The organism is bacterium (assembly GCA_008933615.1).
In the GTDB taxonomy this organism is placed as follows: Bacteria; CLD3; CLD3; order SB21; family SB21; genus SB21.
In genome coordinates this window covers 99,930-120,721 of sequence record WBUR01000003.1, presented here as the reverse complement: position 1 = coordinate 120,721, position 20,792 = coordinate 99,930, and the positions used below count along the sequence as shown (strand labels likewise).

Below are 20,792 nucleotides of genomic sequence, written 5' to 3'. Positions count from 1 at the left end.
TATCCGGAGAATCTCCATGAGAGATGAACATGAAGTGAAGTAATTCTGAAATAGCATCGTACCGAATGAAAATGATTATGATAGTATGAAAAAAACCGCCCCCACATTCAAGTTTACTGTAAACTAAAATAGTACGCGCCCCCGCCTTGCTAAGGCGGGGGAGACAGGGGGCGGTTGAAACAACATATATCCGGAGAATCTCCATGAAAAATGTAATACTGCTGACACTACTCATCATAAAATCTGCACTAAGTGCTCAGACGATTGACCAGAGTCACCAAAAACCCATTTCTTCGATTCTTAATCCTGATGGGTCGATTGCGAAAGGTACGTCAGGAAGTTTCGATCCTGCGGGATACCGCATGTCTTATGGGTCAAGCGGTGAGCCTGTATTCTCGATGGCGGCATCGCTCTTGGCAAGTCCTGATGATCCTTGGACAGGATTTGGATCGTCATTCGCTAATGGCCTGAACAATAGTGTCAGGGCCATTGCAGTTAGCGGGAGTGATGTGTATGTGGGTGGTTATTTCGATACCGCCGGAGGCGTGTGGGCAAATCACATTGCCAAATGGAACGGAACAAATTGGTCAGCTCTTGGAAGCGGACTAAATGGTGACGTTGAAGGCATCGCTGTGAGTAGCAGTGATGTTTATGTGGGAGGAAATTTCACGACAGCAGGCGGCGCACCGGCAAATTATGTTGCGAAATGGAATGGCAGCAGTTGGTCCGCGCTTGGGAGTGGGTTAAATAGTGATGTCATTTCCATCACGGCGAACGGAAGTGATATTTATGTTGGAGGTTGGTTTACTATAGCGGGAGGCATATCCGCAAACCATATCGCCAAGTGGAACGGCAGCAGTTGGTCGGCTCTCGGAAACGGGTTACCGGGTGGGTTAGCGGATGCAATAGCGGTAAGTGGAAGTGATGTATATGTTGGAGGAAACATAGACACAGCTGGCAGCGTATCAGCAAAAAATATTGCCAAATGGGACGGATCCAATTGGTCAGCACTGGGAACAGGAATCAATAGTGGTGTTTACGCCATCTCAGTCAGTGGAACTACTGTGTACGCGGGAGGTAATTTTACCGCTGCCGGAGGCGTATCAGCAAAAAGTATTGCCAAATGGGACGGAACTAGTTGGACGGATTTGGGCAGTGGACTAAGTATTCAAGCCTACGCCATGGCGGCCAATGGAAGTGATTTGTTTGTTGGAGGGCAATTCAGTACTGCCGGGGGGGTATTGGCAAATCACATTGCCAAATGGAACGGAACAAATTGGTCGGCTCTTGGAAGCGGGCTAAATAACCACGTCTATGCCATTGCCGTTAGCGGGAGTGATGTCTATGTGGGTGGTGCTTTTATGGCAGCAGGTGGAAAGGAATCCTACTACATTGCAAAGTACACAACACCTTTCGTGCCTCCATCCATCACTTCCTTCACCCCAACCTCCGGCCCCATCGGCACGAGCGTCACAATCACCGGAACCAACTTCAATTCGACAGCAACAAACAACATCGTCTATTTCGGCGCGGTCAAAGCAAATGTGACGAATGCCAGCACGACGGAGCTAACCGTAACTGTTCCTACAGGCGCCACGTATGCGCCGATCACCGTGACGGATACAACGACCGGATTGACGGCATATTCGAGCAAGCCGTTTGTTGTTACGTTTTCAAGTTCGCAAATCATAGATGTTTCCAGTTTTGCTTCAAAGGTTGACTTTACGGCGGGAGCGGGCCCATATACTATCGCTGTAGGTGACATCGATGGAGACAGTAAACCGGATGTGGCCGTGGCGAACGAGGGCAGCAGCATGCTTTCGATCTTCAGAAATACCGGCACCGGCGGATCCGCTAGCTTTGCCGCCAAAGTAGATTTTGCAACGGGAGTTTCTCCCCGCGGAGTCGCCATTGGCGACGTAGATGGAGACGGTAAGCCTGATGTGGTGGTTACAAACAATGGCGGCACCACAATATCAGTTTTCAGAAACACCAGCACAAGCGGCGCTATCACTCTTGACCCCAAAGTAGATTTCCCAATGGGAAACGGCCCGAATATTGTTGCCATAGGCGATGTGGATGGAGACGGTAAAGCCGATCTTGTTGTAGCAAGTGAGTTCAGCAGCGGTATGATCTCAATCTTTCGAAACACAGGCACAAATGGAACTATCAGTTTTGCCGCGAAAGTAGATTCCATGACAGGAAGCGGTCCGTGGGGGATTGCCCTAGGTGATGTGGACGGCGACGGTAAGCCTGACATAGTTAATGCAAATGCCGGCAACAACACAATTTCGGTTTTCAGAAACACCGGCACGAGCGGCACGATCAGTCTTGACCCCAGAGTAGATTTTGCAACAGGAAGCTATCCCTTGGGCGTCGCCATAGGTGACGTGGATGGAGACGGCAAGCCCGATGTGGTTGTTACAAACTACAGCGGCTCCTCAGTTTCAGTTTTTAGAAACACGAGCACGGCCGGTTCTATCAGTCTTGCCCTTAAAGCGGACTTCGCAACCGGAAGTGTTCCCGCCGGAATAGCTTTGGGTGACATAGACGGAGACGGTAAGGCTGATATAACAACGGCAAACTACGGCAGCAGTACGGTTTCAATTCTTAAAAACACGAGCGTTACCGGTACTATTAGTCTTGCCGCCAAAGTAGACTTCGCAACGGGAGGTTCTCCCGTCGGAGTAGCCATTGCCGACATCGATGGAGACGGCAAGCCTGACTTAGCGGCTACAAATCAGGGCAGCAATTCGTTTTCGGTGCTGCGAAATAGCGTAATAAGATCCCTCCACGTATCCTCCACCGGAAACAATTCCAACGACGGCAGCGCGCAGTTCCCGCTGGCCGATATCGGAGATGCGATGAATAAAGCCTTCGCCGGCGATACGATCAAGATCGGCGCTGGAACATGGACGGAAAACCGAACGATGAGTAAACAACTCGTTGTTCTCGGCGGATATGCGCCGGGATTTATCGAATCGCAGAGGGATATTCATGCCTATCAGACCATTTGGAAAGCGGTGACCAATCCGCAGGTCACGGACAATCAAAGCTGTACTTTTGACGGGATCGTTTTCGATGGATCGTTAGGAACTTCCAAAGCGGTGAACGTCACCGGCGGAACCACGACCATCATGCATTGCACGATCGTTAATTATTTCGGCAGCGGCAATCAGGGCATCGTGGTCAATTCCGGCGCGGGCGCGGTAATCAAAAATAACACGATCTATAATAATCAGCTTGCCGGCGGCGGCGTGATATTTTATTCGATCGTGGTCAATGCGTCGGCCAATGCAGGAACTACGAAAATCGAAAATAATATCATCATGCTGAACGACGTCGGGCTTGATAATAATCTTTCGGCGTCAATCGCAAATTATAACTGCGTTTACGGGAATGATTTTCTGAATTACGACGGCACGTTCAATTCTCCCGGCGCCAATGATATCAATGCCGATCCGAAATTCGTTTATGCCGCTGGCGGCGACTTCCGCCTCAAAGGCGGTTCGTCCTGCATCGATGCAGGTAATCCGGCGGATCCGGTTGGCTATGAACCCGCTCCCAACGGCGGCAGAATTAATATCGGTAATTTTGGCGGCACCTCCGCGGCATCAAAAACCGGCGTCAATCCTGTGACGTATGTTGCTACCTCCGGCAATGACAACAACGACGGCTCTTTGAACAATCCGTACCGAACGATCACCAAAGCCATGCAAAACGCTTTAGGGGATACGATCAAAGTTGCGGCAGGAAATTACGCCGAAGGGATCATCACGACCGGTTACGCCGTCTTGCGTGGCGGATACGGGGGAGATTTCCTCGAATCATCCAGAATTCCTGCGGTAAACCAGACCGTGATCGAAGCGGTGAGTTCCACGATGTGGTACGATGCGTTTGGCGTCAAGGTTGACGGGTTTGTATTCGACGGAAAAACAAATGTTGCGGGAACGGGTCTGCATTTACTCGGGCCGGCGGTCATCACGCATTCGGTTATCAAGAACGTCAAAAACAGTTCCGGATACGGTATTCGTGTTGAAGCGAATGTCTCGGTCATCAACAATACGATCTACAATAATACGCACGGCGTGTACCTTTCCAGCGGCGCGTCGAGCGTCGTAAAGAACAATATCATCCGCGGTAACGGATTCGGACTCAACAACAGCGCCGGGCCGAGCGTCGGATCGTATAACGATTATTTCAACAACAGTTTCAATTATACCGGCACCTTTACTACGCCTGGAACCGGCGACCTCGCGCTCGATCCGCTTCAGATCAATGCGGCGGGTGGAAATTTCCAGCTCGCATCCGGTTCACCCTGCATCAATGCCGGCGATCCCGCGTCGCAATACAACGATCCCGACGGGTCGCGCAACGATATCGGCGCATACCGTTTCCAGGATTTCCCGCCGGGCGTTCCGACAGATCTCACGTTAACGCCGCTCATTAATTACAGAGTATTTTTGAAATGGCGGCGCAGTACCGATTCCGATTTCCTGCGTTATCGCATTTATTCTGGGACGAACGGGACCGTATTCAATCAGGTTGACAGCAACGTTACCGTATCGGACACCACATCGCTGATCGGGCCTTTGACGCCGAACGGAACGTATTACTTCCGCGTAACGGCATTGGATAATGTGCTAAACGAAAGTTCTCCCGCCGCGGCAAACGTGTATTTTTCTTTACGTATGAACGATTCGCTTACGCTCGTTGATCTCTACGACAGTCTCGGCGGAAATAATTGGACGAATAAGACGAATTGGAAAACGGGAAATTCGCTCGATACGTGGTATGGGGTTTCTATTAACGACGACCGCGTAGATCATTTGGTTCTGACGGCGAACAATCTTGTGGGAAGACTGCCGCCATCCATCGGAAATCTTACTGAATTGGATATTTTGCAGGCGGCCGGAAATTTCATTTCCGGGATATTACCAAGTTCGCTGGGTAATCTTATCGCAATGGGAGGCGCTTTGATGTTGGCAGGCAACCAGATTTCAGGCAGTATCCCGCCATCATTAGGGAATTTGACCTCCTTGCAGGAATTGCAGCTCAATAATAATCAGCTAAGCGGCACCATTCCGGCCGAGATCTTTTCAATGAGCGGTCTGCAAACACTTGACCTCAGTCGCAACTCTTTGAACGGAGGGTTACCGGGATCCGCCAATCTCCCGAACGTTGATTTTCTTGATCTGGGATCCAATCAATTGAGTGGCGCCATTCCTTCGTGGATCGGTGATTTGTCGAGTCTTACAAACCTGGGATTGGGCACCAATCAATTTTCCGGCGCGTTGCCGTCCACGATACAAAACATCAACGGATTGCAAATTCTGAATCTCAGTTCCAATCTATTGACGGATCTTCCAGATCTAAATCCGATCGGCGCCCTGAATTCCGTTTACGTCACCTCCAACAAATTAACATTTGAAGATATCGAACCCAATATCGGCGCCCCTTCACAGACATTTAATTATTCCCCGCAAGACAGTGTAGGAGTTCAAAAAGACACTTCAGTCAATCTGAATGCCTCATTGTCATTCAATGTTTCCGTCGGCGGAAGCAACAATCAATATCAATGGTACAAGGACGGCACGCTGATCAACGGCGCAACGAATTCATCCTATCCGATCGCATCGGCGCAGGCATCCGATGACGGACAATATATCTGCCATATTACCAATACCGTTGCAACGGAGCTGACCTTGTATTCACGGCCATTCAATCTTACGGTCATCGTCACACCGCCGTCGATCACAGTGGGTTCCATACAGGTGTCCAATGCCAATCCGGCTCCGGGAACTAACGTTGTCATTACGGTGCCGGTAACAGGAAGCAGTCCGACAGTGAAACTATTTTACGGCAAGCCTCATCAAAATCCCGGAGATTCGATTACGATGTCGTTCAACGGATCCGCTTTCGTGGCAACAATTTTTGGAGCAAGTGTCACGCAAGACGGTTTGTGGTACCGCATCCGCGCGCAGAATTCCGGCGGAATATCCTATTACCCGTCAATTAGCGGCCGACAGTCCATCGCCGTACAGATCAGCGATCTAGCAACAATAAAAAATGAAAGCGCATATCCTAACGGTTTGCAGTCGGACGCATACGCTACCATTGCTCTGTCTCTTAACGGCAATTTGAGTTTGACCGATTACTTCGGGCCGCAGGAATTTAAGGACGGCGGTCCGTCCAATTGGCGTGCGATGAGTTTTGACGCTACGTCGCAATCCTTTTCGGATGTCACGGCGCTGGGTTCCGGTAACGCTTATTATTTTTACCACCGCAGCGGCGCTAACGAGGACCTTTTCTCCAGCGTGACCGGTCCCTCCGCGATCAGCACGAATATTTTCAATGAGTGGGTATTAGAGCCCGGATGGAATCTCGTTCCGTGGGCGTACAGTTTCACCGCAAACATCTCGGCGCGCGATAATGCGCAGATTGGCCGCATCTGGCTGCGGAGCGGAAAGAGCGGATGGGAAGAGTCGACGCAGCTCAAACCGTACGCCGGTTATATGATCTATAATAAAACAGCCGGCGATATTGTTCTCGGTAATGTCTTGTCATGGACGCCTGCTGCCGGTAAGGCCTTCGCAGATGAAATGTCCTGGTCGGTACGTTTCAAAGCCGCAGCGGGCGAATACAGAGATAATTACAATGTCATCGGTGTATCGGATGCATCGACGGATGCATTCGACGATCTCGATGAAAGAGATCCGATATCGGTCGGAGAAGGCGTGAATATTTATTTCACTTCATCGGCGCCGGAGAAAACACTGGCCTATGACATTCGCAGCTCCGGCAATGGACATGTATGGAATATGGCCGTGGAGAATTCTACCAAAGATGAAAAAACCGTTTTACAATGGAAGATCGATCAACTTCCGCAAGAATTCAGCCTGATCCTCTACGATATCACCCACAATAAAAAGATCGATGCGCTTAACATTGCGTCGGGTTATGAATTCCATAACGGTCGTCCGGCGCAATTCAGAGTATTTGCAGGAAATTCGGAATGGGTCGCGGAGAAAGTTCAGCAGATGGAGTCGGAACTCCCGCGAGCGTTTGTATTACAACAAAATTATCCGAACCCATTCAATCCAGAAACCACGATACGGTTTGACGTAGCACAGTCTGGAAATGTAAAGATCAAAGTTTATAACATGCTCGGACAAGAAGTTACTACGCTCGTTGACACATACTACGAGACCGGGAAAAATTATGAGACCAAATGGAACGGGAAAGACCGTTTCGGCAGAGAAGCCGCCAGCGGGATGTACATTTACAGGATGGAATCCGGAAAAATATCAAAGGTGAAGAAAATGCTGCTCGTCAAATAATGAATAATGAGCAATGGTTAATGAATAATAGAAAACTCATTCTTCCATTGCCGATAGTTCATAACGCAACCGGATAAACACAGAACCGTCAACGGCCGGAAGTCGTCACCATTTATACTCATACCCGCATTATTTTTCACTTTCAATTGAATTTGACCGGTGAAAATCGGATGGAATTCGTAGCCGGGTCAACTACTATTTTCCCCGTGGAGTCAACTTTCCCCACTCGTCCGCCCACAAGCGCTCCATTAAAGATAACAGGCTTTCCAACATATGAATAGTCTTCATAGGGAACGACATTATCAAAGCGCGGTCCGATTAGGATTCGGCCGTCCGAATTTATTAAACCGTACCCCTTGCCGTAATCTACCCATAACAAATTTTTTTAAATCGCTTAAAAAACCTATGGAATCAATGACTGCAGGAAAAACTATCAATCCTGTCCGATCCACCAGTCCAAATTTATCGTCTTCCTTGAACCACGCATAGTCCTCGCTATTACTCCAGAATCGGACGCGCTGTCCAAAGACCTGAAAGCGCGCGGATTTAAATTTGTCGGCTCCACGATCATCTATGCGCACATGCAGGCTACCGGTATGGTGGACGATCATGTGGAAGGATGTTTTAAATACGTAGAAAGGTAGAAGCGCCATCGCCGACAGCTATTGAGAGACCGGACAGTTCTGCTTTAAAACAACATTTTAAGAAATAGAACTATTTCTTGACTTTCGTTTGTGTTTATATTATTTTAGACATACCTAATTTTAAATTTATATTATATGATTAATGAATTTAAATTACACTCAAAGTCAACCGAAGATTATCTAAAGACGATTTATGGGCTTGGCGATGAACATGATTCCGTCACAACTTCAGCCATTGCGGAAGAGCTGAAAATTTCATCGCCGTCGGTCACCGACATGATAAAACGCCTGTACGACAGTGAATACATCAATTACACGCCGTACTACGGCGTTCGATTGACAAAAAAAGGTGAACGGGTTGCTCTCAAGATCATTCGTCGGCATCGTCTGCTGGAGGTTTTTCTCATGAAAGTTATGAACTTTCCGTGGGAACTGGTTCACGATGAAGCTGAAAGGCTAGAGCATGTAATTTCCGATGAGTTTGAAGATCGGCTTGATACACTGTTGGGATTTCCACAGTACGATCCGCACGGCGAACCGATTCCAACAAAAGACGGAACTGTCGAAAAACTCGATCTGCTGAGGCTTTCGGACGTATCCGTCGGCGATCGAGCGATCGTGGTAAAGGTCCGGGACTCGAAACCGCTGCTTCAACTCATGGATCGAACAGGATTGAAATTGAACTGCAAGGGCACCGTTCTATCCAAGGAATCATTTGACGGCTCTTTGCAGTTGAAATGCGGTAAGAAAGTTCATTTCATGAGCCGGGAAGTTGCTCAAAACATCTATGTGAAGAAAGCAGAATAAAAATGTCAGCTCCGGAAATAGCTCTCGCTATCGGTGTCGTAGCGGTCTTGATTGCGGGTATGATGTTCTGGCCGCAAAGGGGCCTGCTTGCAAAATGGCGGCAAATTCGAATTGGGACTGCCCGCGCCTTTTTGGAAGATGCGCTTAAACATTTGTATGACTGCGAGTACACGGGAATCTCATGTACCGTACATTCAGTTTCCGGAGCCTTGGGTGTAGATGGGGGTCAGTCGACGGATGTGATCGAAAAATTAGAATCGATGGGATTGGTTTCTTCGAAAGAGCCGTCGGGACTGGCATTGACGCCAAACGGAAGGGCTTATGCGCTTAGGGTAATCCGTATTCATCGTCTGTGGGAGCGTTATCTGGCCGATGAAACCGGCCTGGAAGAGACCGACTGGCACCAGGAGGCAGAAAATATCGAACACCGGATGACGGCCGCACAGGCTAATGAATTGGCCGCGCGGATGGGCAATCCAATAATTGACCCGCACGGTGATCCAATACCCAACTCAACCGGTGAAATAAAACCGCTGGACGGTATACCTCTGTCATCATTGAAGCCTGGCGAAATTGCCGAAATCGTTCACATAGAAGATGAGCCGAAGGCAGCCTATGCGCAGCTTGTCGCTCAGCGTCTGCACATTGGACAACAAATCAGAATGATTGAAATCGAGCAGGTCAGAATCCGGTTCGAGGCGGATGGCGAGGAATGCGTACTGGCTCCGTTGCTGGCAACGCATTTGACCGTACGAAAGATTGAGCGCAATGAAGAAGCACAGACTTCTTTCAGAACGCTCAACACTCTTGCCGACGGTGAGGAGGCTGTAGTTGCCGGTGTTTCCAGGGCTTGCCGCGGAATTCAAAGAAGACGATTGCTGGATCTTGGAATTGTGCCGGGCTCGTCCATTAGCGCTGAAATACGCGGCGCCGGAGGCGACCCGGTCGGATACCGTATCCGGGGGGCGCTTGTTGCTTTGCGAGAGACCCAAAGCAAGCAAATTTTTATCAAAGAAAAGGATGTTATAAATGAACGATACAACTAAGAACGCCTGTGCCGATTGTCCGGCGCACCATATTGGCAATTTAAAAAAATTGGGCGTGTCAATGGAAAATTTTGACTACGTCGTTGCTCTGGCCGGAAATCCGAATACCGGCAAAAGCACCGTATTCAATGCGCTAACCGGACTACGTCAGCACACCGGGAATTGGCCCGGCAAAACCGTAACGCGCGCGGAAGGCGGATTTTCATACAATGACAAACAATTCAAATTGGTTGATCTTCCCGGCACCTACTCGCTGTTGTCGACCAGCACCGACGAAGAGGTTGCCCGCGATTTTATTCTCTTCGGACGGCCCGATGTAACTGTCGTTGTTGTTGATGCAACAAGATTGGAAAGGAACCTGAACCTGGTTCTGCAAATCCTCGAGATCACAGACCGGGCCATTGTTTGTCTCAACCTGATAGATGAGGCGAAACGGAACCGGCTCGAAATTGACGATCGGTCGCTGGCGAAGGAACTCGGTGTACCGGTGATACCCGCGGCGGCTCGACAGGGTCAGGGTATTCAGAACCTGTTGAAATATATTTTCGAAGTTGCAACCGGATCGTTCGTTTGCAAACCGTACCGGGTTCGGCAGATTCCCAGGAAAATCGATCAGGCCGTCGCCGATCTGACAGGACAGATTCAAAGAAGCTTTCCGTCGCTGCCGAATGCCCGCTGGGTCGCGCTGAGACTATTGGAGGGAGACCAGAAGATCATTGACGCCGTCAGGAGCGGAGAGTTGGGTACTCTGGAAACGACCGCTGACGCCGTTTCCACAAACCTCGCGGAGGCCTTGTGAAAACTGACCAAAACGAGAATATTCTCCAAATAGCCGAATCACTGCGCTGGAAAACAGGAGAAGTCGTACATGACTCGTTGATAGAGGCGCTCTACGGCGACGCCGAGAGAATTGCATCAAAGGTCGTAACGCGCACAGACCAAAAGCCGAGGTTTGATCTCGATAGGGCAATTGATAGAGTGGTTACAAGCCGCTGGCTTGGATTTCCATTCATGTTCCTGATTCTGGCTGTGGTTTTCTGGCTGACCGTAGAAGGTGCCAATGTCCCGTCCGGAATGCTGGCCTCTCTGCTCATTGATTCCGCTCATCCGGTTTTGCGTGAATTGGCCGCTTCGATAGGCATGCCCTGGTGGTTGTCGGGCGTCTTGATCGACGGAGCTTATCTTGCCGGTGCCTGGGTCGTGAGCGTAATGCTACCGCCGATGGCCATATTCTTCCCGCTGTTTACCTTACTTGAAGATTTCGGTTACTTGCCCCGAGTCGCATTCAACATGGATAGTCTTTTCCGAAAAGCAGGCGCCCACGGAAAACAGGCGCTTTCAATGAGTATGGGATTTGGATGCAATGCGGCCGGAGTCGTTGCGACCCGTATTATTGACAGCCCCAGGGAGCGTTTGATTGCTATCATCACCAACAACTTTTCTTTATGCAACGGCCGCTGGCCAACTCAGATTCTGATCGCATCCATTTTCATCGGATCTGCGGCGCCTGCATACCTCGCCGGGCTGCTATCCGCCGGTGCCGTTGTTGCTGTTGCTCTGCTCGGCATCGGACTCAGTCTGGTAGTCTCCTTCGGACTTTCGAAAACGATTTTGCGGGGAAAAGCTTCCGCATTTAGTCTTGAACTTCCGCCGTACCGACCGCCCCGTTTTTGGAAGACGTTCTACACTTCCGTAATTGACAGAACGCTTATTGTTCTATGGCGCGCTGTTGTTTTTGCCATACCCGCGGGTATTGTCATCTGGCTGGTTGGTAACATCAGCTGGGACAACGCCAGTCTGGCACAGCACTTTGTGGGCTGGGTTGATCCGTTTGCGCTGTTTATCGGCCTGAACGGTGTTATTTTGCTGGCGTATATCATCGCTATTCCGGCCAATGAAATTGTCATTCCCACGATACTCATGCTGACAGTTCTCGTAACAGGCAATACAGAAGCTAGCGCAGGGGCAGGGGTAATGTTTGAATTGGATTCAGACTCCGCAACCGCCGCTATCTTAACATCGGGCGGGTGGACGCTTCTTACAGCGGTCAATCTTATGCTTTTCAGCCTTCTTCATAATCCCTGCAGCACAACTATTTATACAATTTACAAGGAAACGGGAAGCGTTAAATGGACAACGATAGCGTCATTATTACCGGTGATTATGGGGCTTGTGGCCTGTTTCTTTGTGGCTCAGATATGGCGAATTCTGTTACCTTGAAATGATTCTGTTAACAAAGTGAATCGCGCGGAAATCGCGAACTGCCCAGTGACCGTATATCAGTTCAGCTTAAAAATAACCTCTGTTCAAAGCCGCAGATACTTCTGTGAAATGAGAAGGCGGGTTAAGACCTGGCAAGCCACGAGACTTGCCATGATTTACTCCCCTTTCCATACCACTTTTCCCAGTTTATTCACATAACCCCATTTTTTTTCATCAAACCAGATCTGCGCCAGTTCTCCGTCAAAATCCCCTGCGCCGCTGCATTTAATTTGAAAAACCGTTTCGCCGTTCTTTTTCAGCAGCGACCATAGTCCGTCCTTTTGCACCCAGCCAAGCCCGTCTTTGAATGAACACGGATTGCGAAAATCAAAAGACGGCGCAGTAATGAGCCGACCGGTAGTGTCTACCAGTCCGTAACGGTTGTTGTACCGGAACCACGCTACCCCTTCATTAAAGCCGTAAACGAATTGGAACTGCATGCCGGGCCGTACCGCCATCTTCCCTGTTCGATCCAGCGCGCACCAGCCGGAATCGCCGGCAACCCAGACAAAACCATCGTGCGGATATTCTGCATAGCGGAATTGCGGTTTAACCATTATCTTCCCGTCGCGGTCTATAAAACCGATTTTACTATTCTCCACGATCTTCGCCATCCCGTCATCAGGATAACCCAACTGGTCCCAACGGCATTCATGAATTTGTTTTCCGACATTATCGATCAATCCCCATTTTTTATTCTTTTGAACTTTCATACCGTATTCATAAAAATGTTCGATCTGGTCGAATTGCGGTTCGAACAGGAATTGCCCCGTCGTATGGATGAGTCCCCATGATTTGTCTTTTCGAACCCAGGTCAAATCATTAGGCCTGACCCAGATCTGATCAAATGCCGGTTCGATCACCCATTGCCCTTTCGTATTCATCAATCCCCATTGGGAAATATCCGGTTCCGGTACACCTTCCAACGCAACCCAATTCATACGCTCGCTCGCGAATTGCACAGAACGAATCTTCTTATCCTGCATGGGAACGATCGTATCTCCCGCCCGGTTTATTGCGGCAAATTGCTTCCCGGCGCGAATGACGCAGGCATGAGGGTCAAAATAATGGTCGTCATCAAAACGCGGCGCCATCTCAAATTTCCTGTGAACGGTTCCGGCCGTATCAATGATCACCGCGCCTTTTTTCATTCTCATCCACGCCTTCCCGTTGCGAAATTCAAAATAATAAGACGGCGGGAGTGACCGGCCGAATTTGTGGCCGAGTTCTTTTGCGTATTCGGGAAAGTTGTTATCAACAAACCAATTTTCCGGTTTGTCATCGCGATACTGTTTTGTTCGTTCCGGTTCAAAGTCGGGAGTTTCATTGTCGGGAAACTGCGGCACGATACGCATGCGTCCCGTCGTATCAATAAAGCCCCATTGGCCGTTCATCAGCACGGGCGCAAGACCTTCCGAAAAATGGCCGACCCAGTCGTATGCCGGATCAACGATCATCCGATCACCGGGCGTACCGAGCCTGATCAATCCCCATTTTCCGCCTTTAATATACCCTGCGTCCGCTTTCCCTCCGGAGTGAATCCAGCTGTAGCCATGATAAGATCGATCGGATAAAAAATCAAATTGAGGCTGATAAATGATTTTTCCGACCGAATTAATAAATCCGATCTTGTGATCTTGCGTTTCGATCCGATATAAACGCTCCTGCCCCAGGATAGACTGGCTGTACATTATCAGGACTACCGTAAAAAGAGAATGTTTCATAATGCACGCTTTCAAAAATGAAAAAAATGCTGTCAAATAAAAATCTTAAATATTTAATCTTTTCTTAAACCAAACCAAAATGTCGAACCTTTGTCTCTGCCTTCCGAGCTGACACCAACGGAAGCGTCCATAGCTTCTGCAACGCTTTTTACAATCGCCAACCCCAATCCTGTAGAGGATTCTCCGTCGGTGGGCCGGGCGCTGAGCCGCTGAAATTCCTTAAACACAAGGCTCAGATCTTTTTCCGTCATGCCCTGTCCCTGATCCTTTACCAAAACCCGGACATAGTCCGCGTGAACTTCGTACGACAATCGAATTTCTGAATTCGGATTTGAATACTTTATAGAATTTCCGACCAGGTTCATGATAATGCTATTGATACATTTTTCGTCATAATATACGTGCGGAACTTCCCTTTTTTCATGAACAATCGTTATCGATTTTTTGTTCCCCAACAAACGCAGCCGGAATAAACATTTCTCGATATAATCAACCGGGCTTGCCTTGACCATGTTCAATTTGAAAGCGCCTTGTTGGATTCGGCTTACGTCAAGCATTTCATTGATGGAGTCCCGCATCGAAAAGGTTGTTTCTTTGATCATATCGGCAAATTGTACGGGTAACGTTTGTTTTGTTTCGACCAACGTATTGCGCACAAAGTCGATGGAAGCCATGATAACGGTAAGCGGATTCTTCAGATCATGAACAATGGTCGCGGTAAATTTTTGAATTTCCTTGTTCTTGCGGTCCAACTCATCATTGCGCTCGGACAAATCCTTCGTGAGCGATGAAATCTTCAAAGCCGATCGAATGCGCGCCTGCAATTCAACGGCATCGACGGGTTTATTGATATAATCCATTGCTCCTGTGTCAAGGCAGCGCGACAACATCCGCTTATCCGTTTCGGCGGTCAGCATAAGCACCGGTATGGATTCAAAACGGTTATCGTTTTTGATGATCGTTAAAGTTTCCAGCCCGCTTTGCTGCGGCATGTAAAGATCCAGCAGGATAAGATCGGGTTTTCGGTATTCCAGCACGTCCTGAATCGTCAGAGGATCGGAAACCGCATAATATTCAAAACCATACTGCTCCAGCATTTCTTCGATGACGTTGATATTATCATGGTTGTCGTCGACGATCAGAACCAGCGGAAGAATTGCCGAAAGAGCGTTTTTCTCAATGTCGGATTTTATCGCACTTCCCATATTTCACATTTCTTTCGATATTGAAAGCGTTTCCTTGAGCCTGGAAACTTCTGCGTAAAAAAGACTTTCGTTTCGGCTCCGATAAGTGCGAAGAAGCGCTTGCATTTCTTTCTGCAAGGCGCCGGAGGTTGCGCCGCTCAAACTCTCCAGCACAGATTTGATTTCCCTGCTTTGGAAGAATTTCAATTTCATCAACATGTCGATTTTTGTAATAATCTCTCCATTGGAAAGCGTTGTCTTGATTTCATCGTCTTCCGTACTATCGTACCATGGCGTGATGCCGTATTTTTTCAATTTCGATTTCAACGCGACTTCATCAATGGGTTTTGAAAGATAATCGTCAAAACCCTGAGCCAGTAAAGATTCACGGTCGCCCACCATCGCCTTTGCCGTAACAGCAATAACGTGAATGCTCTGCAGCTTGGGATCACTTCGTATGTTTTTAAGCGCCTCTTCGCCGTTCATAACCGGCATCATGATATCCATGAGCACGACATCCGGTTTCTCCTGCCGGCACCATTCCAGCGCCGCGCGTCCGTCGCCGACAATATGATAATCGAAATTCCGCAGGATCTCATGATAGAGTTTTTGGTTTGTTTCTTCATCTTCGGCGATCAAAATTAATTTAGAGTTTTTGCCATGGCCGTAATCGGCCGGCCGGCCTCCGACGTCCAGAGAGCGCTGGAAGTCGGATTTAACCGTTTCTCGAACGGATATCTGTTTTGGCGCGGAATCGGTATTTACCGTAAAACGAAATATAGAACCTTGTCCAAAAACCGATTCGACCTGCAGATCCCCGCCCAATGCTTCTACAATTTGTTTACAGATAGCTAAGCCGAGCCCGGAACCCGTCTGCTTGTTTTTGTCCCGGTTTATTTGGTAAAATTCTTCGAAGATCAAATCGAGATATTCCGGCTTTATTCCGATGCCGGTGTCCTTTACTGTAAACAGGATTTTATTTTCAACTTCACGAAACTCGCAATCGACTTTTACAGAGCCGGAATGGGTGAATTTAATGGCGTTACTAACCAGATTAGTCAGAACCTGAATGACCTTGGTTTCGTCGGAATAAATGGATTCCGGAAGGTTCGGATCAAAGTGCATGGAAAATTTTACCGGTTTGTCTTGTAATAACGGCGCGATGGTATCTTGTATCGATTCCAAATTCTTCAGCAAAAAAACATTCCGGCATATGTGTGTTTTTCCTGCCTCCACTTTGGAAAGATCAAGCACGTCGTCTATGAGAACCATGAGCCGTTTTCCGCTCCGGCTGATCGTCTCGGCGAATTCCCTCACTTTCCCGTCCTTGTAACGCATCAATATGTTTGAGAAACCGAGGATGGAATTCATGGGTGTTCTGAGTTCATGGCTCATATTGGCAAGAAACTGCGACTTAAGCCGATTCGCTTTTTCGGCTTCTTCTTTAGCCTCGATCAGTTTCTCCTGAGTTTTTTCACGTTCCACTATTTCCGACTGAAGAAGTTCATTCGTTTCCTTAAGCTTATGTGTGCGCTCCTCGACCAAATTTTCGAGTTGGTCCCGATAGGTTTTAAGCGACGTCTCTCGTTTCTCAATTTCCTCCAGCATCTCGTTAAACGCGTTGGTCAGATCCGCCACCTCGTCTTCATAGTAATGAGGCGCATGCAATTTATAATTCTTAGTTAACGAAACTTGTTTTGCCGTCTCCGCAAGACTGATGATAGGCGTGACGATAATGCGCTGTAATTTTGAGGCGAGCAGGAACGCGGCAATACACGCCAACAAAAACAAAGCGGCCACTACCATGCTATCCTGGAGCAGGATGTCATCGATCGAATGCAGATCGGTCTGCAGCGCGATGGAACCGATATCGCTGTCGTGCGACCGAATTGGCTGTATGACCCACATAAAGCCGCCGAACCAATATACTCCTGGATTGCCCGCATGCATTTCCGGAAGTTCCGTATCTGTATTTTCCGCGCGCTGATATTTGGCAAATAATTTATTGTCCGCAGAAAAAACGGCGGCGGCGGTTATGGAATGATGGCTATTCAAATTGCTCAGAACATTTTTTGCGCCTTCCGCATCGTCGAAACGAAGAGCCGCATTACAATTATTTCCGGTAATGGCAGCCAGAACTTTGATCTCTTCTTCCAACATGATTCGATGCGACACGACGTCATACGCGACAAAGGCGGTAGCAACCACGATTAACGCCGCCGTGGTGACCGCCATGATGATAACGATCAGCTTTTGCCGGATTAAAAGTTTGTGAAATGGGTTGCTCATGGCCTGGGCCTCGCAAGAGACAATAATTGATAACTGATCGTAAGGCCGGATTGATCTGCGCGTTGTTTATTCACATCAAATCTGACTTTTACTTCTCCGTTTATTTCTACCGGATAGAACTGGATCATACCGCCGCGCCGTGTGAATTCCTCCATATCACTCACCGTTAAAATCGGTTTACCGGCCACTGACTTTAGAATATTTTCCAACTGCCGCGATTCGGACGATGCTACAAATAAAATCCAGCAGTTCAGCAGTTCTTCGAGCCGGCCCGATTTTTGTATCTTCAGCGTTTTTCCGTGAACGGTCGTACCGTCCACTTCGTCAAACGCATTCCCGAAATTATCGCTGCCGAGGATGCCTATGGTTATTTGCCCTCCTGAGTTTTTGTTCAAATGATCCGGCCATTTTACAAAATCGATAAAATTGTAAATAAAGGCGGCCTGGATTTTATGGATACCGTAGGTGTTTCTATTTTCCTGCGAGGCGCCGTAAGACGTCATGGTGCATACCAGCAAGCCGGCTATGATCCCGCGCCTTAGACTATGCGAAACAACTATGATTTCATCAATTATGCTCATTATAAACTTCATTAGAATGTATACTTCACGCCTGCCATGAATCTCCGGTTATTTCCCGCGATGGCCTGCGGCACGAAAACCCGGTCGTCTGTGAAATATGATTCACGGTTCAAAATATTATAAATATCCAAACTGAGCGTCAGCGATTTCCAGATATTTTTTACCATAAACCTGGCGTTGACTATCGTATACGGCACAAGATCGATTCGATCCAGTTTTACCGTGGAAGAATTATATTCCGGCACATCGTTCCATCCGAAACGCGAAAAGGCATTCAGATTCAGATTATATTTTCCCCGGGTCAGATTGAGGGCTAAGTTCACCGAATGCTGTGGAATGCCGTACACCGGATCCTCGACATCGGCTAATTTTTCATCGGCAGCCTGCGTATAAGAATAATTGCCAAAAAAAGTAATATTACTCTGTGGAGCATACTGCAAATCAATTTCTACTCCACGCCAATCCCGGCTGCCTGCATTTTGAAATTTGGATTGAGTAGGAACACCGGATTGTTCGGCAACAGGTCTGATGACATGTTGTACGTCGTTAAGGAAGGCGTTCACGGAAAGCGAAAGGCTTACCGAGGGTTTTAATGTCAGCTGCATTTCCCATGTTTCAATCGTTTCGGGTTTGAGATTAGGATTTTCTATTACATCGATAGCGTTCAGGTCGCTCTGATGCGTCTCAAAAAATGTTGGCGCTCTGAAAGCGCGCCCGTACAAACCTTTGACTATAAAGGATCTCACAGGACGATAAACGACGGTCAATCGCGGACTCACCCTGAGGCCGAAATCGGTATATTTATCAAAACGGGTTCCGCCGGTGACAATCAATCGTTCGGATGGCGACCAGGTATGTTGCAGGAATGCCGCGTATACGGTATTGACCGAACGCCCAAAGAGAATCTCGAGGGAATCATCCGAAGCTTGAATATCAAAGATCCCGTCGTTGTTGACATCGTTGGCGCCGACATTCGATTCCAGTTTCTCAATTCGGTCTACCTGCACATGCAAGCCCAAAACTGTTCTATGGTCCCGACTAAGATTTAATTCTGCAAAAGATTCCATGTTCAGCGTCGACGTTTGTAAGTCCGATTCAAGAAGGAAAGACGCCCCGGATGGATTTAAATCCGGTGACAATACGGACCGAAAATTATTCATCTTGTAGTCATTCTTACTGCGGTGAATGGAGTAACTAGCAAGTGAGGTCAAACGATGTTTCTTCATCAGAGCGGCGGTATACTTTGCGCCCATACGGAAGTTTTTTGTCTGATGCTCATTTTGCAGGGAATCCGCATTTGAAGCAGAACCCGATCCCCAATGGTTCCGGCTGCGCGATCCATCCAAATAGGCGTCTAATTCCAGATTATGGTAATTTAGAGACGCGCCAAGATTTGCGAGCAGCGTTTTCTCCCGGTTGGTTCGGTTTAAAAATTCACGCGGAATAAATGTATCGGAGGTGCTGTCATAAATGGACTGATGTATATCCCGCTGCTTTATCGGATCATCAAGTTGAAACAGGCTTCCGTATACGACCGCATCGGTCTTCTTGCCCACCGTTAAAGTATGTTGGCCATGCAGGTCTATACTCCCGCGATTACCGGCCTGCGTGGAAAAAAACGAACGAGGCGCATTGCCAGGCCGGCTGGAGATGATGTTGACGACGGCCACGAAAGCATTAGCGCCATAGAGCGCGCTGGCGGGCCCGCGCAGCACTTCTATTTGTTTCACATTATCCAGCAGATAGTCCGGTGTAAACGCCATAGCTCCGCCGGTGATACCGTCATTTAATCTCTGGCCGTCACGCAAAATGAGAATGCCTTCTGAGAGAGAACTGAATTCCCCGCGTACGTAAATATTTTTCTGGTGCCCGCTCAATATCGATTTTCCCACAGTGAAACCCGGAACGAAATTCAATGCGGCGCCTAGAGTTCGCAAGCCCATACGGTCCATATCTTCCCGAGTGATGACGTACACGGCAGCAGGCGCTTCATCATACGATGTAGCCGATTTCATCGCGGTGGACACTTCCACGCTGACGTTCATCAGTTCTTCGATTGACAACCGAAAAATACTGGTCGTATCCTGAGCGGCGATGCGAGACGATCCCAACAAGAGGCAAAGCAGCAAGCCGGTCAAAGCCGGCACGGCGGTAACTCCCTGTGTATTTTTTCGTGGGCGGCGTTTCATAATTCCTCCGGCTCTTTGAAAATATATCCTGCGCCGCGCACGGTATGAATAAGCGGCCGGCGCGAACCGCAATTCAGTTTATTCCGAAGCTGCGTCACGTACACGTAAATGACATTAGTGCCCGTATCAAAATCGATTTCCCAAACATGATTGGACAAAGCGGCGTGCGTGATCAGGCGGTTCCTGTTGCGCATAAAGAATTCCAGGATCGCAAATTCCTTATTAGATAATTCAATTCGTTTCCCGCCGCGGGTAACTTTCCTTTCCTGAACATTCAATACCAGATCATCGATCTCAAAGGTTTCAAGCGGCGAATAGCGGCGGCGAAGCAAAGCCTGGAGCCGTGCCGCGAGTTCCATAAAAGAGAACGGCTTGGTGAGATAATCGTCGGCGCCGGATTCGAGACCTTCAACCTTGTTGTTAATAGAATCCTGGGCGGTAAGAAACAGAATCGGAACATGCGATGCGCGTTTACGGATTTCTTTGCATACGGCAATACCGTTCATACCGGGCAGTTTCCAATCGAGGATCACCAGGTCATAACTGTTGACTCCGAATTCCACCAGCGCCGATTCTCCGTCCCCGGCCACATCCACGGCAAAGCCGTCCTGGGTCAAACCGGTTTTGAGAAACCGAGCCAGCCGCGCATCGTCTTCAATAATCAGAATTCGCATCGACTTACACTCCGCTTGTGACAAATAAATATAACCCCGTCCGTTACGGAAC

The 20,792-nt window shown here is 48.4% G+C and carries 10 protein-coding genes and 2 pseudogenes; 5 read left to right on the top strand and 7 right to left on the bottom strand.

What is annotated here, in order from left to right; all coding sequences use genetic code 11:
* Positions 1-203 precede the first annotated feature (203 nt).
* On the top strand, positions 204-7,340 hold the full coding sequence (locus F9K33_01995) for a T9SS type A sorting domain-containing protein (GenBank protein KAB2881267.1): 7,137 nt from the start codon (positions 204-206) through the stop codon (positions 7,338-7,340).
* A 142-nt stretch (positions 7,341-7,482) separates the two neighbouring features.
* Here the strand turns inward: F9K33_01995 and F9K33_01990 are convergent, their stop codons facing one another.
* On the bottom strand, positions 7,483-7,719 hold the full coding sequence (locus tag F9K33_01990) for a WG repeat-containing protein (protein KAB2881266.1): 237 nt from the start codon (positions 7,717-7,719) through the stop codon (positions 7,483-7,485).
* Between the two features lie 115 nt (positions 7,720-7,834).
* Here F9K33_01990 and F9K33_01985 point away from each other — a divergent pair.
* The 4 genes and pseudogenes from F9K33_01985 (at position 7,835) to feoB (ending at position 12,057) form a co-directional block, all read left to right on the top strand.
* Positions 7,835-7,984, top strand: a pseudogene (locus tag F9K33_01985) (DNA-3-methyladenine glycosylase I).
* A 135-nt stretch (positions 7,985-8,119) separates the two neighbouring features.
* A complete protein-coding gene (locus tag F9K33_01980) occupies positions 8,120-8,791 on the top strand; it encodes a metal-dependent transcriptional regulator (GenBank protein ID KAB2881265.1) in 672 nt (223 codons plus the stop codon).
* 2 nt (positions 8,792-8,793) lie between these two features.
* Positions 8,794-9,837 (top strand): hypothetical protein, encoded by a 1,044-nt coding sequence (locus tag F9K33_01975; protein KAB2881264.1) that lies wholly within the window; start codon positions 8,794-8,796, stop codon positions 9,835-9,837.
* Positions 9,821-12,057 (top strand): annotated as a pseudogene (gene feoB, locus F9K33_01970) (ferrous iron transport protein B). The gene F9K33_01975 and the pseudogene feoB overlap by 17 nt, the downstream one beginning before the upstream one ends.
* A gap of 158 nt (positions 12,058-12,215) precedes the next feature.
* Here the strand turns inward: feoB and F9K33_01965 are convergent.
* From F9K33_01965 to F9K33_01940, 6 genes are read right to left on the bottom strand one after another with little or no spacing between them, the layout of a single operon-like run.
* Positions 12,216-13,823, bottom strand: coding sequence for a WG repeat-containing protein (locus F9K33_01965; GenBank protein KAB2881263.1), 1,608 nt, complete (start codon positions 13,821-13,823; stop codon positions 12,216-12,218).
* Positions 13,824-13,876: 53 nt separating this feature from the next.
* Positions 13,877-15,028, bottom strand: coding sequence for a hybrid sensor histidine kinase/response regulator (locus tag F9K33_01960; GenBank protein ID KAB2881262.1), 1,152 nt, complete (start codon positions 15,026-15,028; stop codon positions 13,877-13,879).
* Positions 15,029-15,031: 3 nt separating this feature from the next.
* Positions 15,032-17,296 carry a response regulator gene (locus F9K33_01955; GenBank protein KAB2881261.1) on the bottom strand — a complete coding sequence of 755 codons (2,265 nt, stop codon included), beginning with the start codon at positions 17,294-17,296 and terminating at the stop codon, positions 15,032-15,034.
* Complete coding sequence (locus F9K33_01950; protein KAB2881260.1) at positions 17,293-17,889, bottom strand: YfiR family protein; 597 nt, start codon at positions 17,887-17,889, stop codon at positions 17,293-17,295. Before F9K33_01950 ends, F9K33_01955 begins: the two co-directional genes overlap by 4 nt.
* Positions 17,889-20,066, bottom strand: a complete 2,178-nt coding sequence (locus tag F9K33_01945) for a TonB-dependent receptor (protein KAB2881259.1) — start codon at positions 20,064-20,066, stop codon at positions 17,889-17,891. Before F9K33_01945 ends, F9K33_01950 begins: the two co-directional genes overlap by 1 nt.
* Positions 20,063-20,740: a response regulator transcription factor gene (locus F9K33_01940; protein KAB2881258.1), complete on the bottom strand. Its 678-nt coding sequence runs from the start codon at positions 20,738-20,740 to the stop codon at positions 20,063-20,065. Before F9K33_01940 ends, F9K33_01945 begins: the two co-directional genes overlap by 4 nt.
* Positions 20,741-20,792: the final 52 nt, after the last annotated feature.